Annotated in this window: 14 protein-coding genes; 7 read left to right on the forward strand and 7 right to left on the reverse strand. The window is 71.7% G+C overall.

Annotation, left to right across the window (positions count from 1 at the left end; genetic code table 11):
- The first annotated feature begins 76 nt into the window (after positions 1-76).
- The 3 genes from HG542_RS12575 to HG542_RS12585 are packed head-to-tail and all read left to right on the forward strand — an operon-like array spanning position 77 to position 3,758.
- A complete protein-coding gene (locus tag HG542_RS12575) occupies positions 77-1,735 on the forward strand; it encodes a glycoside hydrolase family 13 protein (RefSeq protein WP_171080674.1) in 1,659 nt (552 codons plus the stop codon).
- A 25-nt stretch (positions 1,736-1,760) separates the two neighbouring features.
- On the forward strand, positions 1,761-2,867 hold the full coding sequence (locus tag HG542_RS12580; protein ID WP_229922699.1) for a LacI family DNA-binding transcriptional regulator: 1,107 nt from the start codon (positions 1,761-1,763) through the stop codon (positions 2,865-2,867).
- Positions 2,868-2,903: 36 nt separating this feature from the next.
- Positions 2,904-3,758 carry a phosphatase PAP2 family protein gene (locus HG542_RS12585; protein WP_171080678.1) on the forward strand — a complete coding sequence of 285 codons (855 nt, stop codon included), beginning with the start codon at positions 2,904-2,906 and terminating at the stop codon, positions 3,756-3,758.
- A gap of 10 nt (positions 3,759-3,768) precedes the next feature.
- On the opposite strand, the gene HG542_RS12590 is transcribed toward HG542_RS12585, so the two are convergent.
- Both HG542_RS12590 and HG542_RS12595 read right to left on the reverse strand, forming a co-directional pair.
- A complete protein-coding gene (locus tag HG542_RS12590) occupies positions 3,769-6,819 on the reverse strand; it encodes a bifunctional [glutamine synthetase] adenylyltransferase/[glutamine synthetase]-adenylyl-L-tyrosine phosphorylase (protein ID WP_171080680.1) in 3,051 nt (1,016 codons plus the stop codon).
- Positions 6,820-6,943: 124 nt separating this feature from the next.
- Positions 6,944-7,666, reverse strand: a complete 723-nt coding sequence (locus HG542_RS12595; protein WP_171080682.1) for a 3-keto-5-aminohexanoate cleavage protein — start codon at positions 7,664-7,666, stop codon at positions 6,944-6,946.
- A 145-nt stretch (positions 7,667-7,811) separates the two neighbouring features.
- Here HG542_RS12595 and HG542_RS12600 point away from each other — a divergent pair, with 145 nt between their 5' ends.
- Positions 7,812-9,569, forward strand: coding sequence for a hypothetical protein (locus HG542_RS12600; RefSeq protein WP_171080684.1), 1,758 nt, complete (start codon positions 7,812-7,814; stop codon positions 9,567-9,569).
- Positions 9,570-9,676: 107 nt separating this feature from the next.
- Here the strand turns inward: HG542_RS12600 and HG542_RS12605 are convergent, their stop codons facing one another.
- Together HG542_RS12605 and glnA2 are read right to left on the reverse strand one after the other, a co-directional pair.
- Positions 9,677-10,225: a hypothetical protein gene (locus HG542_RS12605; protein WP_171080686.1), complete on the reverse strand. Its 549-nt coding sequence runs from the start codon at positions 10,223-10,225 to the stop codon at positions 9,677-9,679.
- 115 nt (positions 10,226-10,340) lie between these two features.
- Complete coding sequence (glnA2, locus tag HG542_RS12610) at positions 10,341-11,702, reverse strand: gamma-glutamylpolyamine synthetase GlnA2 (RefSeq protein ID WP_171080688.1); 1,362 nt, start codon at positions 11,700-11,702, stop codon at positions 10,341-10,343.
- A 278-nt stretch (positions 11,703-11,980) separates the two neighbouring features.
- Between glnA2 and bla the strand changes: the two genes are divergently transcribed.
- Positions 11,981-12,904, forward strand: a complete 924-nt coding sequence (gene bla, locus HG542_RS12615; protein WP_171080690.1) for a class A beta-lactamase — start codon at positions 11,981-11,983, stop codon at positions 12,902-12,904.
- 153 nt (positions 12,905-13,057) lie between these two features.
- On the opposite strand, the gene HG542_RS12620 is transcribed toward bla, so the two are convergent.
- Both HG542_RS12620 and gadC read right to left on the reverse strand, forming a co-directional pair.
- Complete coding sequence (locus HG542_RS12620; protein WP_171080692.1) at positions 13,058-13,930, reverse strand: alpha/beta fold hydrolase; 873 nt, start codon at positions 13,928-13,930, stop codon at positions 13,058-13,060.
- Between the two features lie 61 nt (positions 13,931-13,991).
- Complete coding sequence (gadC, locus tag HG542_RS12625; RefSeq protein WP_171080694.1) at positions 13,992-15,452, reverse strand: glutamate/gamma-aminobutyrate antiporter GadC; 1,461 nt, start codon at positions 15,450-15,452, stop codon at positions 13,992-13,994.
- A 162-nt stretch (positions 15,453-15,614) separates the two neighbouring features.
- Here gadC and HG542_RS12630 point away from each other — a divergent pair, with 162 nt between their 5' ends.
- On the forward strand, positions 15,615-16,019 hold the full coding sequence (locus HG542_RS12630; RefSeq protein WP_171080696.1) for a DUF6153 family protein: 405 nt from the start codon (positions 15,615-15,617) through the stop codon (positions 16,017-16,019).
- Positions 16,020-16,082: 63 nt separating this feature from the next.
- Complete coding sequence (locus HG542_RS12635; protein WP_171080698.1) at positions 16,083-17,642, forward strand: multicopper oxidase family protein; 1,560 nt, start codon at positions 16,083-16,085, stop codon at positions 17,640-17,642.
- 45 nt (positions 17,643-17,687) lie between these two features.
- Here HG542_RS12635 and HG542_RS12640 read toward each other — a convergent pair whose 3' ends face one another.
- On the reverse strand, positions 17,688-18,152 hold the full coding sequence (locus tag HG542_RS12640; RefSeq protein WP_171080839.1) for a DUF4234 domain-containing protein: 465 nt from the start codon (positions 18,150-18,152) through the stop codon (positions 17,688-17,690).
- Positions 18,153-18,206 lie beyond the last annotated feature (54 nt).

The following is an 18,206-nucleotide window of genomic DNA, read 5'->3' on the forward strand; positions in this document are numbered from 1 at the left end:
CCGCCCCCGTCGTTGACCCGTGCATCCGCTGCACCGCGCCCGTCAGCCCCGTACACCCCGAACCGATAGGACGTACATGACCCAGGACCTCGCGCCCTCCGTACGCCAGGCCGTCCGCCCCGCCCAGCAGGCGGAGGGATGGTGGCGCAGCGCCGTCATCTACCAGGTGTACGTGCGGTCGTTCGCCGACAGCGACGGCGACGGCATCGGCGACCTGCGCGGGATCCGCGAGCGGCTGCCGTACCTGGCCGGCCTGGGCGTGGACGCGCTGTGGCTCACGCCGTTCTACGCCTCGCCGCAGGCGGACGGCGGGTACGACGTGGCGGACTACCGGGCGGTGGACCCGCTGTTCGGGCAGCTGTCGGACGCCGACGACCTGGTGCGCGAGGCACACCGGCTGGGTCTGCGGATCATCGTCGACATCGTGCCCAACCACACCTCCGACCAGCACGTCTGGTTCCAGGCCGCGCTCGCGGACCGCCGGGAGGGGACGGCCCGCGAGCGCTACCACTTCCGCCCGGGCCGGGGCGAGGGCGGCGAACTGCCGCCGAACGACTGGGAATCCGTCTTCGGCGGCCCCGCCTGGACCCGGATCACCGAGCCGGACGGCACGCCGGGCGACTGGTACCTGCACCTGTTCGCGCCCGAGCAGCCGGACCTCAACTGGGACAACCCCGAAGTGCGGGAGGAGTTCACGTCCGTCCTGCGGTTCTGGCTGGACCTGGGCGTGGACGGTTTCCGCATCGACGTCGCCCACGGCATGGTCAAGGCCCCCGGGCTGCCCGACATCGGGCGCACGGAACAGGCCAAGCTGATCGGCGCGCAGGTGCTGCCGTTCTTCGACCAGGACGGGGTGCACGAGATCCACCGCGCCTGGCGGCAGTTGCTGGACTCGTACGACGGGCAGCGCATCGGCGTCGCTGAGGCCTGGGCCCCGACATCCGAGCGGCTCGCCCTCTACGTCCGCCCCGACGAACTGCACCAGGCCTTCAACTTCCAGTTCCTGACGTGCGACTGGGACGCCCCGGCGATGCGGGACGTCATCGACCAGTCGCTCGCCGCCACGCAGTCCGTGGGGGCGCCGACGACCTGGGTGCTGTCCAACCACGACGTGGTGCGGCACACCACCCGCTACGGCGGGGACGACGCGGAACTCGGCCTGCGGCGCGCCCGGGCCGCGGCCCTGCTGATGCTGGCGCTGCCCGGCTCCGCCTACGTCTACCAGGGCGAGGAACTGGGGCTGCCCGAGGTGACGGACCTGCCCGACGAGGTGCGCCAGGACCCGGCGTTCTTCCGCGGGGACGGGCAGGACGGCACCCGCGACGGCTGCCGGGTGCCGATCCCGTGGGAGGGCGAGGAGGCCCCGTACGGCTTCGGCCCGGGCGGCAGCTGGCTGCCGCAGCCGGCCGCGTGGGCCGGCCTGTCCGTGGCGGCCCAGGCCGGGGACCCGCGCTCGATGCTGGAGCTCTACCGCTCGGCACTGGCGCTGCGCCGGGACCTGCCCGGGCTCGGGGACGGGGAGATGCGCTGGCTCGACGCACCCGAAGGCGTACTGGCCTTCTCCCGGCCGGGCTTCGTGTGCACGATCAACACGGGCGGTGACGAAGCCGCGATGCCGGTGCCGGGCCGCCCGGTACTCGCCTCCGCAGCCCTGGCCATTTCTATTCCGGAAGGACGCAGCACCGGTGGAACCGTCCGGCTGCCTTCGGATTGCTGTGTGTGGTGGGCAGTCTGAGATGCGACCGGTACAGTCACCTCCTGTGACCGCACGGCTGGCCGATATCGCAGCCCAGGCGGGTGTCAGCGAAGCAACCGTCAGCCGCGTCCTCAACGGCAAGCCGGGGGTGGCCGCCTCCACCCGCCAGTCCGTGCTGGCCGCGCTCGACGTGCTCGGCTACGAACGGCCCGTACGGCTGCGGCAGCGCAGCGCCGGACTGGTCGGGCTGATCACCCCCGAGCTGGAGAACCCCATATTCCCCGCCTTCGCCCAGGTCATAGGGCAGGCTCTCACGCGCCAGGGCTACACGCCCGTCCTGGCCACGCAGACGCCGGGCGGCTCGACCGAGGACGAGCTGACCGAGATGCTCGTCGACCGCGGCGTCTCCGGCATCATCTTCGTCTCCGGACTGCACGCCGACACCTCGGCGGACATGCAGCGCTATGAGCGGCTGCGCGCCCAGGGTGTGCCGTTCGTGCTGATCAACGGCTTCTCCTCGAAGGTGCGGGCCCCGTTCGTCTCCCCCGACGACCGGGCGGCCGTCCGCCTCGCCGTCACCCATTTGGCCGCACTCGGCCACCGGCGGATCGGGCTGGCGCTCGGACCGCAGCGCTACGTGCCGGTGCAGCGCAAGATCGAGGGCTTCCTGGCGAGCATGCAGGAGCAGCTCGGGACGGGCGAGGAGGAGGCACGGACACTGATCCAGCATTCGCTGTTCACTCTTGAGGGTGGTCAGGCCGCGGCCTCCGCCCTCATCGACCGCGGGTGCACGGCGGTGGTGTGCGCGAGCGACATGATGGCGCTCGGGGTGGTGCGCGCGGCACGGCAGCACGGTCTCGAAGTCCCGCGCGACGTCTCGGTGGTGGGCTTCGACGACTCCCCCCTCATCGCCTTCACCGACCCGCCGCTGACCACGATCCGGCAGCCCGTGCAGTCGATGGGGCAGGCCGCGGTGCGTGCCCTGCTGGAGGAGATCGGGGGAACCCCGGCACCGCACAGCGAGTTCGTCTTCCTGCCCGAACTCGTCGTCCGCGGCTCCACCGCATCCGCTCCGCGGCTTCGTACGGATGCCCGCACGGACGACCGTCCAGGGGCGCGCACGCTCGCCACGAACCAGGCCGAAACAGGGCAGTCCGCTCCTCGGGGATGATCTGCGCCGGGGTCCTTTCTGGCAGACTCTTTTCCTATGGGTGAAGCCACAGTGAGGACCCTGGAAGGCCGGACGGCCGCCCCGTCACCCACCGGCGAGCGCATACACCCGCCGGCGGATCAGAGCGTGCTGCGCAGACTGCGCAGGCCCCGAAGGCCACGGTTGTGGTTCGAGGTGCTGCTGATCGCGGTGAGTTACTGGACGTACTCGCTGGTGCGCAACGCCGTTCCCGAGCAGAGATCCGCGGCCGAGCGCAACGCCGACTGGATCTGGCAGACGGAACAGACGCTCCACATCGCCGTGGAGCACACCGTCAACCGCGCCGTGAATTCGGTGACGTGGCTGGTCGTGGGCATGAACTACTACTACGCCACCCTGCACTTCATCCTCACCATCGGGGTCCTGGTGTGGCTCTACCGCTGGCACCCCGGCCGCTATGCGGCCGCCCGGCTCGCCCTGTTCGCCACCACCGGCGTGGCGTTGCTCGGTTACTACCTGTATCCACTGGCCCCGCCGCGGCTGATGAGCGACCTCGGCTTCGTCGACACCGTCGTGGTGCACCACACCTGGGGTTCGATGGCCTCGGGCAACCTGGCCGACATGTCCAACCAGTACGCGGCCATGCCGTCGATGCACATCGGCTGGTCGACGTGGTGCGGCCTGACGATCGCCACGCTGGCGCGCCCGCTGTGGGTGCGGGTGCTGGGGGTGCTGTACCCGGTGATGACGCTGGTGGTGATCGTCTCCACCGCCAACCACTTCTGGCTCGACGCGGTCGGCGGCCTGGTGTGCCTGTCCTTCGGCTTCGGCCTGTCATGCCTGTGGTACGGGGCTCTGCCGAGCCGGCTGAGCCGCCAAGTGGCGGTACGGGGCGGACAGCGGGACGCTTGAGGGGGGTCGCTCAGGCCCCGTAGAACAACTCCTCCACAACGGCCCGGGCCCGCCGCGTCGTTCGGCGGTAGTCGTCGAGCATGTCCCCGACGTGCCCGGGCTCGTAGCCCATGTACCGCGCCACGGCCCCCAACTCCCGTGGATCCGCAGGAAACGTGTCCCCGGCCCGCCCGCGCACGAGCATCACCGCATTGCGGACGCTCGTCGCCAGCACCCAGGCCTCGTCCAGTATCCGCGCGTCGTCCGTGGAGACCAGCCCCGCGGCCCGCGCGGCGGCCAGCGCCTCGCGGGTGCGGGTGGTGCGCAGGCCCGGCTCGGCCCAGCCGTGCTGCATCTGCAGCAGCTGCACGGTCCATTCGACGTCGGACAGCCCGCCCCGCCCCAGCTTGGTGTGGGTCGTGGGGTCGGCGCCGCGCGGCAGCCGCTCGGACTCCATCCGGGCCTTCAGCCGCCGGATCTCGCGCACCGCGTCCTCGCCGAGGCCCTCGACGGGGTAGCGCAGCGGGTCGACGAGTTCGATGAAGCGCCGGCCCAGATCCGGATCGCCCGCGACCGGTTCGGCACGCAGCAGCGCCTGGCTCTCCCACACCAGCGACCAGCGGCGGTAGTAGGCCCCGTAGGAGGCGAGGCTGCGCACCATGGGGCCCGACTTGCCCTCCGGCCGCAGGTCGGCGTCGACGAGCAGCGGCGGGTCGGTGGTGGGCAGTTGGAGCAGCCGGCGCATCTCGCCGGCCACGGCGAACGCGGCCTTGGCGGCCTCCTCGTCGGAGACGCCCTCGCGCGGTTCGTGGACGAACAGGACGTCCGCGTCGGAGCCGTAGCCCTGTTCGTGGCCGCCGAAGCGGCCCATGCCGATGACGGCGAAGCGGGTGGGCAGGGTGTCGCCCCACTCGGCGCGGACGGCGGCGCGCAGGGCCCCGGCGAGGGTGGCGGCGTTGAGCTCGGAGACGGCGTTGCCGACGAGGTCGACGCGGGCGGAGATGTCGCTGCCGGCCGTCTCGGCGTGCCCACGGGAGCCGGTGCCGTGCTCGCCGGTGGCATGGGCGCCGTTCCCGGTCCGCCCGTAGGCGCCGATGATGTCGGCCGCCGCCGTGCGGAACAGCTCGCGGCGGCGCACCCCGCGGGCGGCGACGATCGCGGCCTCGGCCGACTCGGCGCGGCCCACCGCGGCGAGGACCTCCTGCTCCAGGGCCTCCCGGCCGCGCGGCCGCAGCCCTCCCGGGTCGCCGAGCAGGGCGACGGCCTCGGGGGCGCGCAGCAGCAGGTCGGGGGCGAGGCGCCCGGCGGACAGCACACGTGCGAGGTTCTCGGCGGCGGCGCCTTCATCACGCAACAACCGCAAGTACCAAGGCGTCCGCCCCAGCGCATCCGAAACCTTGTGGAAGTTGAGCAGCCCCGCATCCGGGTCGGCGGAGTCGGCGAACCACCCGAGCAGCACGGGCAGCAGGGTGCGCTGGATGGCGGCCTTGCGGGAGACGCCGGAGGCCAGGGCCTCCAAGTGCCGCAGGGCGGCGGCCGGATCGGCGTAGCCGAGGGCCTCCAGGCGCTGGCCGGCGGCCTTGGGGCTGAGCCGGGTCTCGCCGGGTTCCAGCTGGGCGACGGCGTCCAGCAGCGGCCGGTAGAAGAGCTTTTCGTGCAGCCGCCGCACCTCGCGGGCGTGCCGCTTCCACTCCTTGCCGAGCTCGGCGACGGGTTCGGTGCGGTGGCCGAGCGACCGGCCGAGGCGGCGCAGGTCGGCCTCGGCCTCGGGCATCAGATGGGTGCGGCGCAGCCGGTACAGCTGGATGCGGTGCTCCAGGGAGCGCAGGAACCGGTAGGCGGAGTCGAGCGAGGCGGCGTCGGCACGCCCGACGTACCCGCCCGCGGCGAGCGCGGACAGGGCGCCGAGGGTGCTGGTGCCGCGGAGGGTGGCATCGCTCCTGCCGTGCACCAACTGCAGCAGCTGCACGGCGAATTCGACGTCGCGCAGCCCGCCGGGCCCGAGCTTGAGCTCGCGGTCGACGTGCGTGACGGGGATGGAGGCGATGACGCGGTGGCGCATCTGCTGGACGTCGGTGACGAAGTTGTCCCGCTCGGCGGCCTGCCACACGAGGGGCGAGACGGCGTCGACGTACGCCTGCCCGAGGTCGAGATCCCCCGCGACCGGCCGGGCCTTGAGCAGGGCCTGGAACTCCCAGGTCTTGGCCCACCGCTGGTAGTAGGCGAGGTGCGAGGAGAGCGTCCGCACAAGGGGCCCGTTGCGCCCCTCGGGACGAAGGTTGGCGTCGACGGGCCAGATGGTCCCCTCGGGGGTGACATCCGAACAGACCCGCATCATCCGGGAGGCGAGCCGGGTGGCGGAGCGCAGGGCGACGGCTTCTTCGGTCCCGTTGGCCGCTTCCGCGACGAAGACGACATCCACATCGGAGACGTAATTGAGCTCCTGGCCACCGCACTTGCCCATCCCGATGACGGCGAGCCGGCAGGCCGCGGCGTCCTCGGGATGTTCGTCGCAGGCGATCCGCAGGGCGGCACGGAGCGTGGCGGTGGCGAGGTCGGCCAGCTCGGCGGCGGTCTGGGCGACGTCGATGCTGCCGGTGACGTCCCGGGCCGCTATGGCGAGCAGACAGCGGCGGTAGGAGGCGCGGAGGGAGTCGGAGGGGCAGAGCCCCTCGCTCCGTCCGGCGAGGGCCCGTTCGAAGTCCGCGACGCCGGGGTGCAGATCGGAGGCCTCGAAGGTGACGAGCGCCTGCCAGTCGCCGGGATGCCGGACGAGATGATCGCCGAGCGCCTCGGAGGCCCCGAGCACCCCGAGGAGCCGGTCGCGCAAGGGCTTGGAGGCGAGGAGGGTGCCGAGCAGGGCCTGCCGGTCCGCCTGCGGCTGGGCCTCGACGAGCCGGACGAGCGCACCGAGGGCGAGATCGGGGTCGGCGGCGGCCCCGAGCGCGTCGAGCAGCACGGGGTCACTGTGCACCGCGGCCAGCTCGGGCGCCCCGAGCAGCCGCTCGGCGGCGGCGGCATCGGAGAACCCGTACCGCAGCAGCCGCGTGAAGGTGCTGCTCCTGCGCCCCAGCCCCGTCATCCGCACGCCTCCGCCCGTTGGGTCCTGGTGTCCCAGCCTATCGGGAGGCGTCCCGGGGCGGGCGGGGCGGAGGGGGGGTGTTCGGTGGCGGAAATCCTCGCGACACGGGGACGCGGGCGAGGATTTACGTCACCGGATGCCGGCCACGGGCCGCGGCCCGGACCAGTGCCGCGTTGTCGGGCGCGGGAGCCCCCTCGGGCGTGTGGAGGACGTCCTCCAGGCCGATCCTGGTGGCCAGCCCCCGCTCCATCGCCATGCGCAGGACGGGCCAGGCGCCGCCGTCCTGGCCGTGGAGCAGCACGGGCGCCGGCAGGTCGGGGCCGAGTTCCCGCAGGAGGCGTTCCGCCGTTGCCGGCGCCGAATGCGGGTCCGTGTCCATGACCTCCGCCAGGACGCGCAGGACACGGCCGGCGAACGGTGACGTGCGGAAGCGGCTCGGCGCGTCCGTGCCGGAGAAGATGCCTGCCTCGATGGCGACGCCCTTGTCGCACAGGGCTCCGGCCACCAAGTCGGCGCCGTCCTCGTGCCAGTTGACGGATGCGTGGTCGGGGATGACGGTCCAGGACCGCACCAGGGCGGCCCGTCGGCGGGCGTCGGGTTCGGACCAGGCCCCCGTGGTCACGCCGACCGGAATGCCGGGGACGGCCGCGCGGACCGCCTCCACGGCCCCGGCGACAGCGTCCGGAGCGAGGGTGTCGGTGCCGTCCGGCCGTTTCGGGTGCAGATGGACGTCCTGCGCTCCGGCGGCGACTGCGGCCCGGGCCGCCTCCGCGAGCTCGGCCGGGGTGACCGGAAGACTCGGGCAATGCTCCTGCAAACGGGGGCCGTTCAGGCATACCTGCAACATACACACGATGGTGGCACACCCCCGCCGACCGGTGGGGAATCGCCCCCTCCACGGGATGACCGCAATAGCCATGCGGCCGATTGAACACATCGCCGGGTGACGAAAGCGTGGAGCTGCCAGCCACCGACACCCGCAGAGGACGAACATGCCCCACTCCAGACAGTCCGGACAGCGGCTCTCCGCACGGCGCGTCACGACCATCCTCATGGCCTCGGCCGTGGTCCTCGCCATCACCGGTACCACCGTCGCCCAGGCCGCACCGCCCGTGCAGCCGTCGAGCGGTGCCTCGGCCCCGCAGCAACTCGCAGACGAATACACGCACATCGTCGTCGACAAGCGGCCCCGGGGCGAGGCGAACCCCGACGAGCTGCGCGAGTCCCTGAACCGGAACGGGCTGCAGACGGCCAAGAGCCGCTGGATCGCCGAGGGCAAGGATGTCGGTGCCGAATTGGCGAGGGCCGGTTCCGGTTATGCGAAGAACGGGCACCACGAGCACGTCTTCATGTGGGATTCCACGAAGAAGGGCATCGAGGGCGGCAACGCCATCGAGAAGAACGGCGACGCCATCAGGGTCAAGATCCGGTGGGACGCCCTGAAGAAGGACGGCCGTTTCCTCAGCGGCAATCTCAAGGGCGACAGCGGCGGCGGGCCCCTCGGCGGCGAGTCCACCAACGGGGCCTGGGCCTTCAAGGGGGACATACCACGGAAGTATCTGTTCATCGTCGGCGTGGACGATGCCTCGCACCCCGGCATGGGCCAGTGGCTCGCCGGAAAGGGCTGGCCCGACGGCAACGGCGTGTGCGGGGGAGGCAGTTCGTCGGGTCGGGCGAAGCGGTCCGTCTCCGTCTGCGAAAAGGGCGAGGAGACGGCCCTGGAGGACCTGGAGGCGCGGCAGGTCGAGCAGGTCTTCGGCGAACTCGCCGGAAAGTACGGGCTGAAGGTCGTCGCCCCCGACGGCAAGCAGCTGGCACCCTCCGAGATCCACGCCCGGATCCGCGGCTACAGCAAGCTCTCGCCCGAGGTGAAGGCGAAGCTCCGGGCGAACCTCAAGTCGGCCGGGAGCACGGCGAAGGGGGCGCTGCTGGTGGCGGGCGGCGTGCTGTGGGCGAAGGGCGTGCACGACGCCTTCGCGAACGACACCACGAGTCTGGACAAGGCGGCCGCCATCACGGCCATCGTCCCGTTCGTGGGCTGCGGCACCCAGGCCGGAGCCGCCGCCGACCACGGCACGTTCGACGCCGACGACACCGCGGCCTGCTTCGGCGCCGACGCGCTGCTGGTCACGCCGCTGTGGCCGGCCGGCATCACCCTCCACGGCGCCCGCTACTTCACCGACAAGTGGAAGGAGGCGCAGATCCCCTCGATCACGGTGTTCCAGCAGGCCCGCGACGAGGCGTGGCGGAAGTCCCTCGACGGCTTCCGGGCCGACGGCCTGCAGAAGCTGGTGAAGTCGGCCGCCGAGGCGGAGGAGCAGCAACTCGCCGCGGAGAAGGCGGTGATCCTGCACAACGCCGCCGAGAAGATGGCCGAGATCGACAAGGGCGGCGCCTCCGCCGAGGCGAAGAAGCTCCTCAAGTGGAGCACCGAGCGCAAGGCGCGCGAGCAGATCAAGGAGCTTCCGGGGAAGCTGCGCAAGCAGTTCGACACGGCGGTCCGGGACGCGCTCGTGGAGCGGGCGAAGCAGTACAACGAGGAGTTCATCAAGCAGGAGGTGAACATCTCGCGCTGGACGGAGGAGTCCTGGCAGGCGGCCCTGCACGGGCCGAGCCACTCCCGCGCGGACCGGCAGGAGTACCTCGACAAGCTGATCCAGCGGCTTCGCGACACCGACATGCTGCCGCCGGTGCCGGACGCCGACAGCCTCCGGCCGGATATCGAACGGGCCCGTCAGGCCTCGGCCTAGCAGGCGCGTCGGCTGCGGGCTCGCCGTGGCTGGTCGCGCAGTTCCTCCCCCAGCTACCGCTGGGGGTACCCCCAGCGCCCCTTCGGGGCGCGGGGGCGGGCCACCCGTCAGGGGTGCCAGATCTCCTCGATCGTCTGGATGTCGCCCTTCGCGTTCTGCGTGATCTCGTAGACGTTGCCGTAGCAGCCGAAGGGCGCCTTCACGGCGTTGTGGTCGTCGCGCAGGCAGCCGTCGACGTGCTTGTCGAAGTCGTCCTTGCTCACCGGCTTGAGGTGCTTCGGGGCGTCGTTCTCCGCGAGCTGGATCTTGGCGCCGGAGGCGAGCTTGTAGTGCTGGGAGTCGCCCTCGCCGTGGTAGATCCAGTCGTTCGGCGTGCACGTCGGCTGGGCCTTCTGGGCCTCGAAACCGGTTGCCGCGTCCCGCTCCAGCTTGATCTCGATCATGGTGTGCCCGGTGGGCAGGACCGGCGGCTTGCCGCCGCAGTCGGCGTTGTCGCCCTTGTCGCCCTTGCCGCCGCCGTCGGCCGGCTTCGCCGGGGAGGCCGAGCCCCCCGTGCTGCCGTCGGCCTTGTCGCCGCCGGGCCCGCAGGCCGCGAGACCGCCGCCGAGGGCGGCCACGAGCACCAGCGTGCTCATCAATCGTCGAGTCGAGCGCATGTCGAACTCCCCCGTTGCCAGAAACAGAAACTTGTCGTGATCATGTTTGATCGACGGTGAGTTCTACACCAGCAACGGGGACAAGATCCAATCCGCTTGCTCTCCGGTCCGCCCGCTACAGCACCGGCAGCATCTTCCGCAGCTCGAACGCCGTGACCTCCGAGCGGTACTCCTCCCACTCCTGCTTCTTGTTGCGCAGGAAGAAGTCGAAGACGTGCTCGCCGAGCGTCTCGGCCACGAGCTCGCTCCGCTCCATGAGTTCGATCGCCTCGCCGAGGTTCTGGGGCAGCGGCTCGATGCCCATGGCGCGGCGCTCGGCGTCGGAGAGGGCCCACACGTCGTCGTCGGCGCCGGCCGGGAGTTCGTAGCCCTCCTCGATGCCCTTGAGGCCGGCGGCCAGCAACACCGCATACGTCAGGTAGGGGTTGGCGCCCGAGTCGATGGAGCGGACCTCGACGCGGGTGGAGCCCGTCTTGCCGGGCTTGTACATGGGCACGCGGATGAGGGCGGAGCGGTTGTTGTGGCCCCAGCAGATGTACGAGGGGGCCTCGCCGCCGGCGCCCGCGGTGCGCTGGGAGCCGCCCCAGATGCGCTTGTAGGAGTTGACCCACTGGTTGGTGACCGCGGAGATCTCGGCCGCGTGCCGCAGCAGGCCGGCGATGAAGGAGCGGCCCACCTTGGACAACTGGTACTCGGCGCCGGACTCGTGGAAGGCGTTGCGGTCGCCCTCGAAGAGCGAGAGGTGGGTGTGCATCCCCGAACCCGGGTATTCGGAGAAGGGCTTGGGCATGAACGTGGCGTGCACGCCCTGCTCCAGCGCGACCTGCTTCATCACGATCCGGAAGGTCATGACGTTGTCGGCGGTGGAGAGCGCGTCGGCGTAGCGCAGGTCGATCTCCTGCTGGCCGGGGGCGCCCTCGTGGTGGCTGAACTCGACCGAGATGCCCATGGATTCGAGCATGGTGATGGCCTGGCGGCGGAAGTCCATGCCGACGCCGGTCGGAGTGTGGTCGAAGTAGCCGGAGCTGTCGGCGGGCACCGGCTGCGTGCCGTCCACCGGCTTGTCCTTGAGCAGGAAGAACTCGATCTCGGGGTGGGTGTAGAAGGTGAACCCGAGGTCGGAGGTCTTGGCCAGGATGCGCTTGAGGACATAGCGCGGGTCGGCGTAGGACGGCGAGCCGTCCGGCATCAGGATGTCGCAGAACATCCGGGCGGTGCCCGGGGCCTCGGCGCGCCAGGGCAGGATCTGGAAGGTGCCCGGGTCCGGCTTGGCGATCATGTCGGACTCGTAGACGCGGGCGAAGCCCTCGATCGCGGAGCCGTCGAAGCCGATGCCTTCGTCGAAGGCCTGCTCCAGTTCGGCGGGGGCGACGGCGACGGACTTCAGGTAGCCGAGCACGTCGGTGAACCACAGCCGGACGAACCGGATGTCGCGCTCTTCGAGCGTGCGGAGCACGAACTCCTGCTGCTTATCCATAGCTACCTATCCTTGCAGGTCAGACGGCTCGTTTCAGCGGATGCGGGCACATGCGGGCACATGCTGGACCTTGAGTATCACGGCTGCGGGTTACCGGATGGTTTCCGGACGCCGGCCGCACTGTTCCGCCTTCTGGGTGCATCGTACTGATGCACGGGCGGAACGGCGCTGCCGATCACCCCAGGGAACCGAACACCTTTTCGTCGATGTCCTGATCATTGGCCCCTGATCGCCCGACAGAGGAGGATTCGCCCTTGAATCCGCACGCAACGCGAGAGATGCAAGAGACGCGGGAGAACAGCCCGAACCGTCGCAGGGTTCTGGCCCTCGGTGCCGGAACCGCCCTGGCCGCCGTGGCATTCGCCGGTGGCACCGCCTACGCCGCCCCCTCGCGGCGGCGCGGGATCTCCCGGCAGCTGGCCGCGCTGGAGCGCGAGCACTCCGCCCGGCTCGGCGTGTACGCGCGCAACATGGCCACCGGCGCGACCGTGCGGCACCGCGCGGACGAGCGGTTCCCGATGTGCTCGACCTTCAAGACGGTGGCCGTCGCCGCGGTCCTGAGGGACCTCGACCGGGACGGCACGTTCCTGGACAAGCGCATCCGCTACACCGCGCAGGACACCGCGAAGGCGAAGTGGGCCCCGGTCACGGGCACGGCGGAGAACCTCGCCCACGGCATGACCGTCGAGGCGCTCTGCGACGCCGCCATCCGCCACAGCGACAACGCCGCGGCGAACCTCCTGCTCCGCGAACTCGGCGGCCCGGCCGCGGTCACCCGCTTCTGCCGGACTCTCGGGGACCGGGTCACCCGGCTCGACCGGTGGGAGCCCGAGCTCAACTCCGCGGAGCCGAAGCGCCGTACGGACACCACCAGCCCGTACGCGATCGGCCGGACGTACGCGGACCTCGTCCTCGGCGGCGCGCTCGGCGCGCAGGACCGGGAGCGCCTCACCCACTGGCTGCTGGGCAACACCACCAGCGACGAGCAGTTCCGCCGCGGTCTCCCCAAGGACTGGAAGGTCGCGGACAAGACCGGCGCCGGCGACTACGGCACCGGCAACGACGTGGGCATCGCCTGGACCCCGGACGGCACCCCGGTCGTCCTGGCCGTGCTGACGACCCACCCGGCCGACCCGAAGGCGCAGACCGACCGGCCGCTGATCGCCAGGACGGCGACGCTGCTGGCGGAAGAACTCGGCTGACGGCAACTCCCGCGCCCCGCAAGGGGCGCGGGGTGGCTTCTCCCCCAGCTACCTCCCCCAGCTACCGCTGGGGGTGCCCCCAGGAGGTGCCCCCAGCGGCTCCGCCGCGTGGGCGCGAGCAACCACGCACAACCCGCACCCGCAATCGAACCGTTACGCCCGTATGAACGGCGTCGCCAGCACCGCCGCCGCGATCGCCTGCGGCCGGTCGTACATCAGCAGGTGGCCGGCCGGGGCCACCGCCTCGAAGCGGCCGTCCAGGCGGTCGGCGAGGGCGCGTTGGCGCTGCAGCCAGCGGCGCTCCAGCCAGGAGCCCGAGCCGGGGGACGCGGCCAGCACGGTGACCGGGACCGGCGGGAGGGAGTGGTGGGTGCGCAACTCCTCGAGTTCCGCGGCCACATCGCGGTAGCGCGCGTTCTCCATGAGGACGGCACGCGCCACCCGGGCCGTGCCGTAGGTGCGGCGCACCAGCTCCGCGGGGGCCGGGTCCTGGCGCTTGACGGAGGCGGCGCGGACCGAGAGGCGGCGCAGGGCGGGGCCCAGCGCCCTGGGGAGCCCGGCGCCGGCGAAGGCGAGGCCGCGCAAGCGGGCTGCGGCGGTGCGCAGTTCACGGCCCGGGGCGGGGCGGGCGTCCTCCTCGACGCTGCCGTCGACGAGCACGAGCCCCGCCGTGCGCTCGGGGTACAGGCGGGCGAACGCCTCGGCGTGGAAGCCCGCGAGGGAGTGGCCCACGACCGTCACGGGCCCGGCCAGGTCCAGCGCGTCGAGCACGCCCGCGATCCGCCCTGCTTCCCCGGAGGCCGTCGGCGGCTCCGGGGACGAGGCGCTGAACCCCAGGCCGGGGCGGTCGAAGCGGACGACGGTGCGGTACGGGGCGAGCAGCGGCACCAGCGGGTCCCAGTCGAACCAGCCCATGCCGAGCCCCGCGCTGAGCACGCACACCGGCCCCTTGCCCTCGCGCAGCACGTGCAGGGGCACTCCGCCGACCCGCAGCATCCGCCCGGGCGGCCGTTCCGCACCGCTCATCGCTTCCCCCTTCGTTCCCGCTCCGCCGGGACGCAGGCCCGTACCGGCGAGTACGGCGAGGCTAGTCGAGGGGTACCGGATGCCGGTGCTCCGCCGCAACCCAGTGCGGTTTCCGGAACTTCAGCAGGGCGAGCGGCGCGAGGAAGCCCAGCGTCAGCAGACCGCCGCCCACGATGGCGAGGTAGCGCCACACCGGGCCGCCGCCGAACTGCTCGGGCGGTACGAAGCCGATGCACATGGCCGCCAGCGAGGCCGCGAAGCCGACGCCCGCCACCAGGCGGACGGCCGGGACGCGGAAGCCGCGTTCGTGGTCCGGGCGCGTGGCCCGCAGCCGGATGACGGCGGCGAACATCAGCAGGTAGACCACCAGGTAGATCTGCGTGGTGACCACGGAGAAGATCCAATAGGCGCTGGAGACATCGGGGATGACCGCGTAGAGCAGCGCGATGAGGGTGGTCAGGACGCCCTGCGCGACCATGATGTTGCGCTGCACGCCGTTCTTGTTGAGCCGCTGCAGGACCGGTGGCAGATAGCCCTCCTGCCGGGCGACCAGCAGCAGCCCCTTGGACGGCCCGGCCATCCACGTGAGCATGCCGCCGAGCGCCGCGGCGACCAGCAGGACGCCGACGACCTTGGTCAGCCAGCCCACGTGGAAGTGGTCGAAGAAGCCCTGGAACGCCTGCATCACCCCGGCGGTCAGGCTGAGGTCCTTGCCCGGCATGACCCAGCTGATGGCCAGCGCCGGCAGCACGAAGATCAGCAGGACGAGGCCGGTGGCGAGGAAGACCGAGCGCGGGAACTCCTTGCCGGGCCTGCGCAGCGAGGAGACGTGCACGCCGTTCATCTCCATGCCCGCGTAGGACAGGAAGTTGTTGACGATCAGCACCAGGCTGGCCAGTCCGGTCCAGGGCGGCAGCAGATGGCCGCCGTCCATGGGCGCCGCGGAGGCGTTGCCCTGGCCGAGGAAGACCAGGCCGAGGAGGACGAGGACGGCGCCGGGGATCAGGGTGCCGATCACCAGGCCCATGCCGGCGAGCCCGGCCACGGCCCTGGTGCCGCGTGCCGAAATCAGCACGCCCGCCCAGTAGACGACGACGATGACGAGGGCGACGTAGACACCGTTGTCCGCGAGCCGCGGGTCGACGACGTACGCGAACGTGCTCGCCACATACGCCAGCAGGCTCGGGTAGTACGCGATCGTCATCGCGAACTGGCACCACACGGCCAGGAAGCCCAGCCGCTTGGACAGCCCCTCGCTCACCCACCGGTGGACGCCGCCCGGCCAGCCGGAGGCCAGTTCGGCGGAGACCAGGGCGGTCGGCAGGAGGAAGACCAGGGCCGGGACGAGGTAGAGGAAGACGGCGGCCAGTCCGTAGAGCGCCATCGACGGCGCGGGCCGGAGGTTCGCCACCGAGGCGGTCGTCATCATCGCGAGGGTCGCCCACGAGATGAACTGCGTCTGTGCGGCGACGGGAGGACGGGAGACGGGACGGTCGTGAGCGACCTGTTCCGTGAGGGTCATGAGAGGCGGAGCGTCTTTCAGTTGTCGGCGGTTCGCCCCAATGATCGGACCTTGCACCCGTTCTCCGCACATCCGTACGGGCACCACCCTGGAGGGCGGATACCCCGCGGGGGTAAGGTGCGGCGGAGATCGAAGAGCTGTGAAAGCTGTGGAGAGACGCCGATGCACGGACAGCACAAGGCCGCCGCGTGGTGCGGCCGGCTGCTGCTGTTCGCGGCGCTGCTGCTGGGCATCGTGACGATGCACACACTCGGGCACCCGGCCGGACACGGAGGCGGGCACCCGGCCCCGGCCGCCATGGCGCACGCCCACCACGACCACGACGCTCACCCCTCGGGCCCGGAAGCACACGATCCCGTGCACGGCGGCATGGACCCGCTGTCCGTCTGCCTCGCCGTCCTCGGCACGGGCTGGGCGGCCGCCCTCCTCCTCTCCCTGACCGCCTTCCTCCGCGGCCGTTCCGCCGCGGCCGCCGCCGTGCGGGCGTGGTTCGCGCCCGCCCTCTGGCCGATCCCGCCACCGCCGCGGCACAAGGCCCTCGCCCGGTTGTCGGTGCTCCGCGTATAGGCGGCAGCGCGCGCCCGCTGCTGCCCGTATCCACCACCGACACCCATCGAGGTGCACTTCCCCATGCGCACACCCACCCGCCGCGCCGTGCTCGGCGCGGGAATCACCGTTGCCGGAAGCGGCCTGCTCGCCGCCTGTGCCACGAAGAGGACGAGCGGGGACCGCTACGTCTCCCCCGACGGCAAGGAGGTCGCCGCCGCCGAGGCCCGGCGCGGCACCGGCCCCGTCCGCAAGGCGATCCTCACCGCCACCCCCTCCCGGCTCGACCTCGGCGGCGGCCGCACCGTCCCGACCTGGGCCTACGGAGACCGGCTGCCCGGCCGGGAGATCCGGGTCACCGCGGGCGACACCCTCGCCCTCACCCTGGCCAACCACCTGCCCGAGCCCACGTCCGTGCACTGGCACGGGCTGGCGCTGCGCAACGACATGGACGGCGCGCCGGGCGTCACACAGCGGCCGATCAAGGCGGGGGCGTCCTTCGACTACCGCTTCGCCGTCACGCACCCGGGCACGTACTGGCTCCACCCGCACTCGGGCGTCCAGCAGGACCGGGGCCTGTACGCGCCGCTGATCGTGGACGACCCGAAGGAGCCGCTGGCGTACGACAAGGAGTGGGTCGTCGTCCTGGACGACTGGGTCGACGGCGTGGACGGCAGCACCCCGGACGCGGTGCTGGCCGAACTGGCGCGGGGCATGGGCGACATGAGCGGCATGGACCACGGCTCGCACGGCATGCCGGGCATGTCGCACATGTCGATGACGTCGGCGACGAGGTCCGCCGGGGACGGCGGCGGCCCCTCCCGGATGCTGATGGGCGCCACCAGCGCCCTCCTCGGCGGCGACGCGGGCGACGTCGCCTACCCGTACTACCTCGTCAACGGGCGCACCCCCGACGACCCCGAGACGTTCACCGCCAAGCCCGGCGACCGCATCCGCATCCGGCTCCTCAACGCGGGCGGCGACACGGCCTTCCGCGTCGCGCTCGGCGGTCACCGGATGACCGTCACGCACACCGACGGCTGGCCCGTCGAGCACACGGAGACCGATTCCCTGCTGCTGGGCATGGGCGAGCGGTACGACGTGCTGGTCGAGGCCGGGGACGGCGTCTTCCCGCTGACCGCCCTGGCGGAGGGCAAGCAGCGCACCGCGATGGCCCTGCTGCGCACGGGCGGGGGCGAGGCGCCGGGCGCGGACGTACGTCCCCGCGAACTGGACGCCGCCCCGCCGGCCGCGCAGCGGCTGAAGGCCGCGCGGGACGTGGCCCTGCCGGACCGCGGGCCGGACCGGACGATCACGCTCCGGCTGACGGGCTCGATGGCGAAGTACGACTGGGCCGTCGACGGGCGGAAGTACACGCCCGAGCCGAGCCATGCGGTGCGCTCGGGGGAACGGGTGCGGCTGGAGTTCGTGAACGACACGAGCATGTGGCACCCGATGCACCTGCACGGCCACACGTTCGCCCTGGCGGGCGGGGGGCCGCGGAAGGACACGGTGATGGTGCTGCCGGGGAAGCGGGTGGGCGTCGACTTCGACGCCGACAACCCGGGGCTGTGGATGATCCACTGCCATAACGTCTACCACTCGGAGAGCGGGATGATGACGGTCCTGGGGTACCGGAACTAGCAGAAAAGGGTCCGGGAGCACGGCTCCCGGACCCCCGCGGAGCGCTCAGCAGGCCAGGGCCACCTGGGTGCCCTCGGGCAGGTTGTAGTGGTCGACGACCTTGTTCAGCTCGGCCTGGTAGTACAGCGGCCACAGGCCGAAGAGCAGCACGAACAGCAGCCCCAGCCCGCCGCTGCAGGACGGCTGCAGGCCGGCCGCCCGCTGCGCGTCGGCGATGCGCCGGCCCGTGTTGTAGATGGACACCAGCGGCGGGATGCCGAGCAGGATGCCACCGAACCACAGCGTGCACAGGCTGCCCGCCGGGCTGATCTGGCGGCGGCTGTCGAACTGCAGCATCTCCTTGTGGATCTTGTAGTACCAGACCAGCGTGTAGATGCCGAACGTGATCAGCGGCAGGCCGAGCCACACTCCCACGATGTTGCGGCGCTTCATCGCCAGGCCGACGTGGGCCGGGGCGGGTGCCGGGGCCGGGTACCCGAACGGCGGCTGCTGCGGGTAGCCGTACTGCATGCTCAACGGATCTCCTGGAAGTGAGCTCTGACAACGCATCAATCGATGCATCAA

The organism is Streptomyces morookaense (assembly GCF_013030945.1).
Classification (GTDB): domain Bacteria; phylum Actinomycetota; class Actinomycetes; order Streptomycetales; family Streptomycetaceae; genus Streptomyces; species Streptomyces morookaensis.

Bases quoted from the DNA above. Each gene is read 5' to 3' on its own strand.
- HG542_RS12575 (WP_171080674.1), top strand. From the start codon at position 77: ATGACCCAGGACCTCGCGCCCTCCGTACGCCAGGCCGTCCGCCCCGCC.
- HG542_RS12585 (WP_171080678.1), top strand. From the start codon at position 2,904: ATGGGTGAAGCCACAGTGAGGACCCTGGAAGGCCGGACGGCCGCCCCG.
- HG542_RS12590 (WP_171080680.1), bottom strand. From the start codon at position 6,819: ATGACGGGGCTGGGGCGCAGGAGCAGCACCTTCACGCGGCTGCTGCGG.
- HG542_RS12595 (WP_171080682.1), bottom strand. From the start codon at position 7,666: ATGTTGCAGGTATGCCTGAACGGCCCCCGTTTGCAGGAGCATTGCCCG.
- HG542_RS12600 (WP_171080684.1), top strand. From the start codon at position 7,812: ATGCCCCACTCCAGACAGTCCGGACAGCGGCTCTCCGCACGGCGCGTC.
- HG542_RS12605 (WP_171080686.1), bottom strand. From the start codon at position 10,225: ATGCGCTCGACTCGACGATTGATGAGCACGCTGGTGCTCGTGGCCGCC.
- glnA2 (WP_171080688.1), bottom strand. From the start codon at position 11,702: ATGGATAAGCAGCAGGAGTTCGTGCTCCGCACGCTCGAAGAGCGCGAC.
- bla (WP_171080690.1), top strand. From the start codon at position 11,981: ATGCAAGAGACGCGGGAGAACAGCCCGAACCGTCGCAGGGTTCTGGCC.
- HG542_RS12620 (WP_171080692.1), bottom strand. From the start codon at position 13,930: ATGAGCGGTGCGGAACGGCCGCCCGGGCGGATGCTGCGGGTCGGCGGA.
- gadC (WP_171080694.1), bottom strand. From the start codon at position 15,452: ATGACCCTCACGGAACAGGTCGCTCACGACCGTCCCGTCTCCCGTCCT.
- HG542_RS12630 (WP_171080696.1), top strand. From the start codon at position 15,615: ATGCACGGACAGCACAAGGCCGCCGCGTGGTGCGGCCGGCTGCTGCTG.
- HG542_RS12635 (WP_171080698.1), top strand. From the start codon at position 16,083: ATGCGCACACCCACCCGCCGCGCCGTGCTCGGCGCGGGAATCACCGTT.
- HG542_RS12640 (WP_171080839.1), bottom strand. From the start codon at position 18,152: ATGCAGTACGGCTACCCGCAGCAGCCGCCGTTCGGGTACCCGGCCCCG.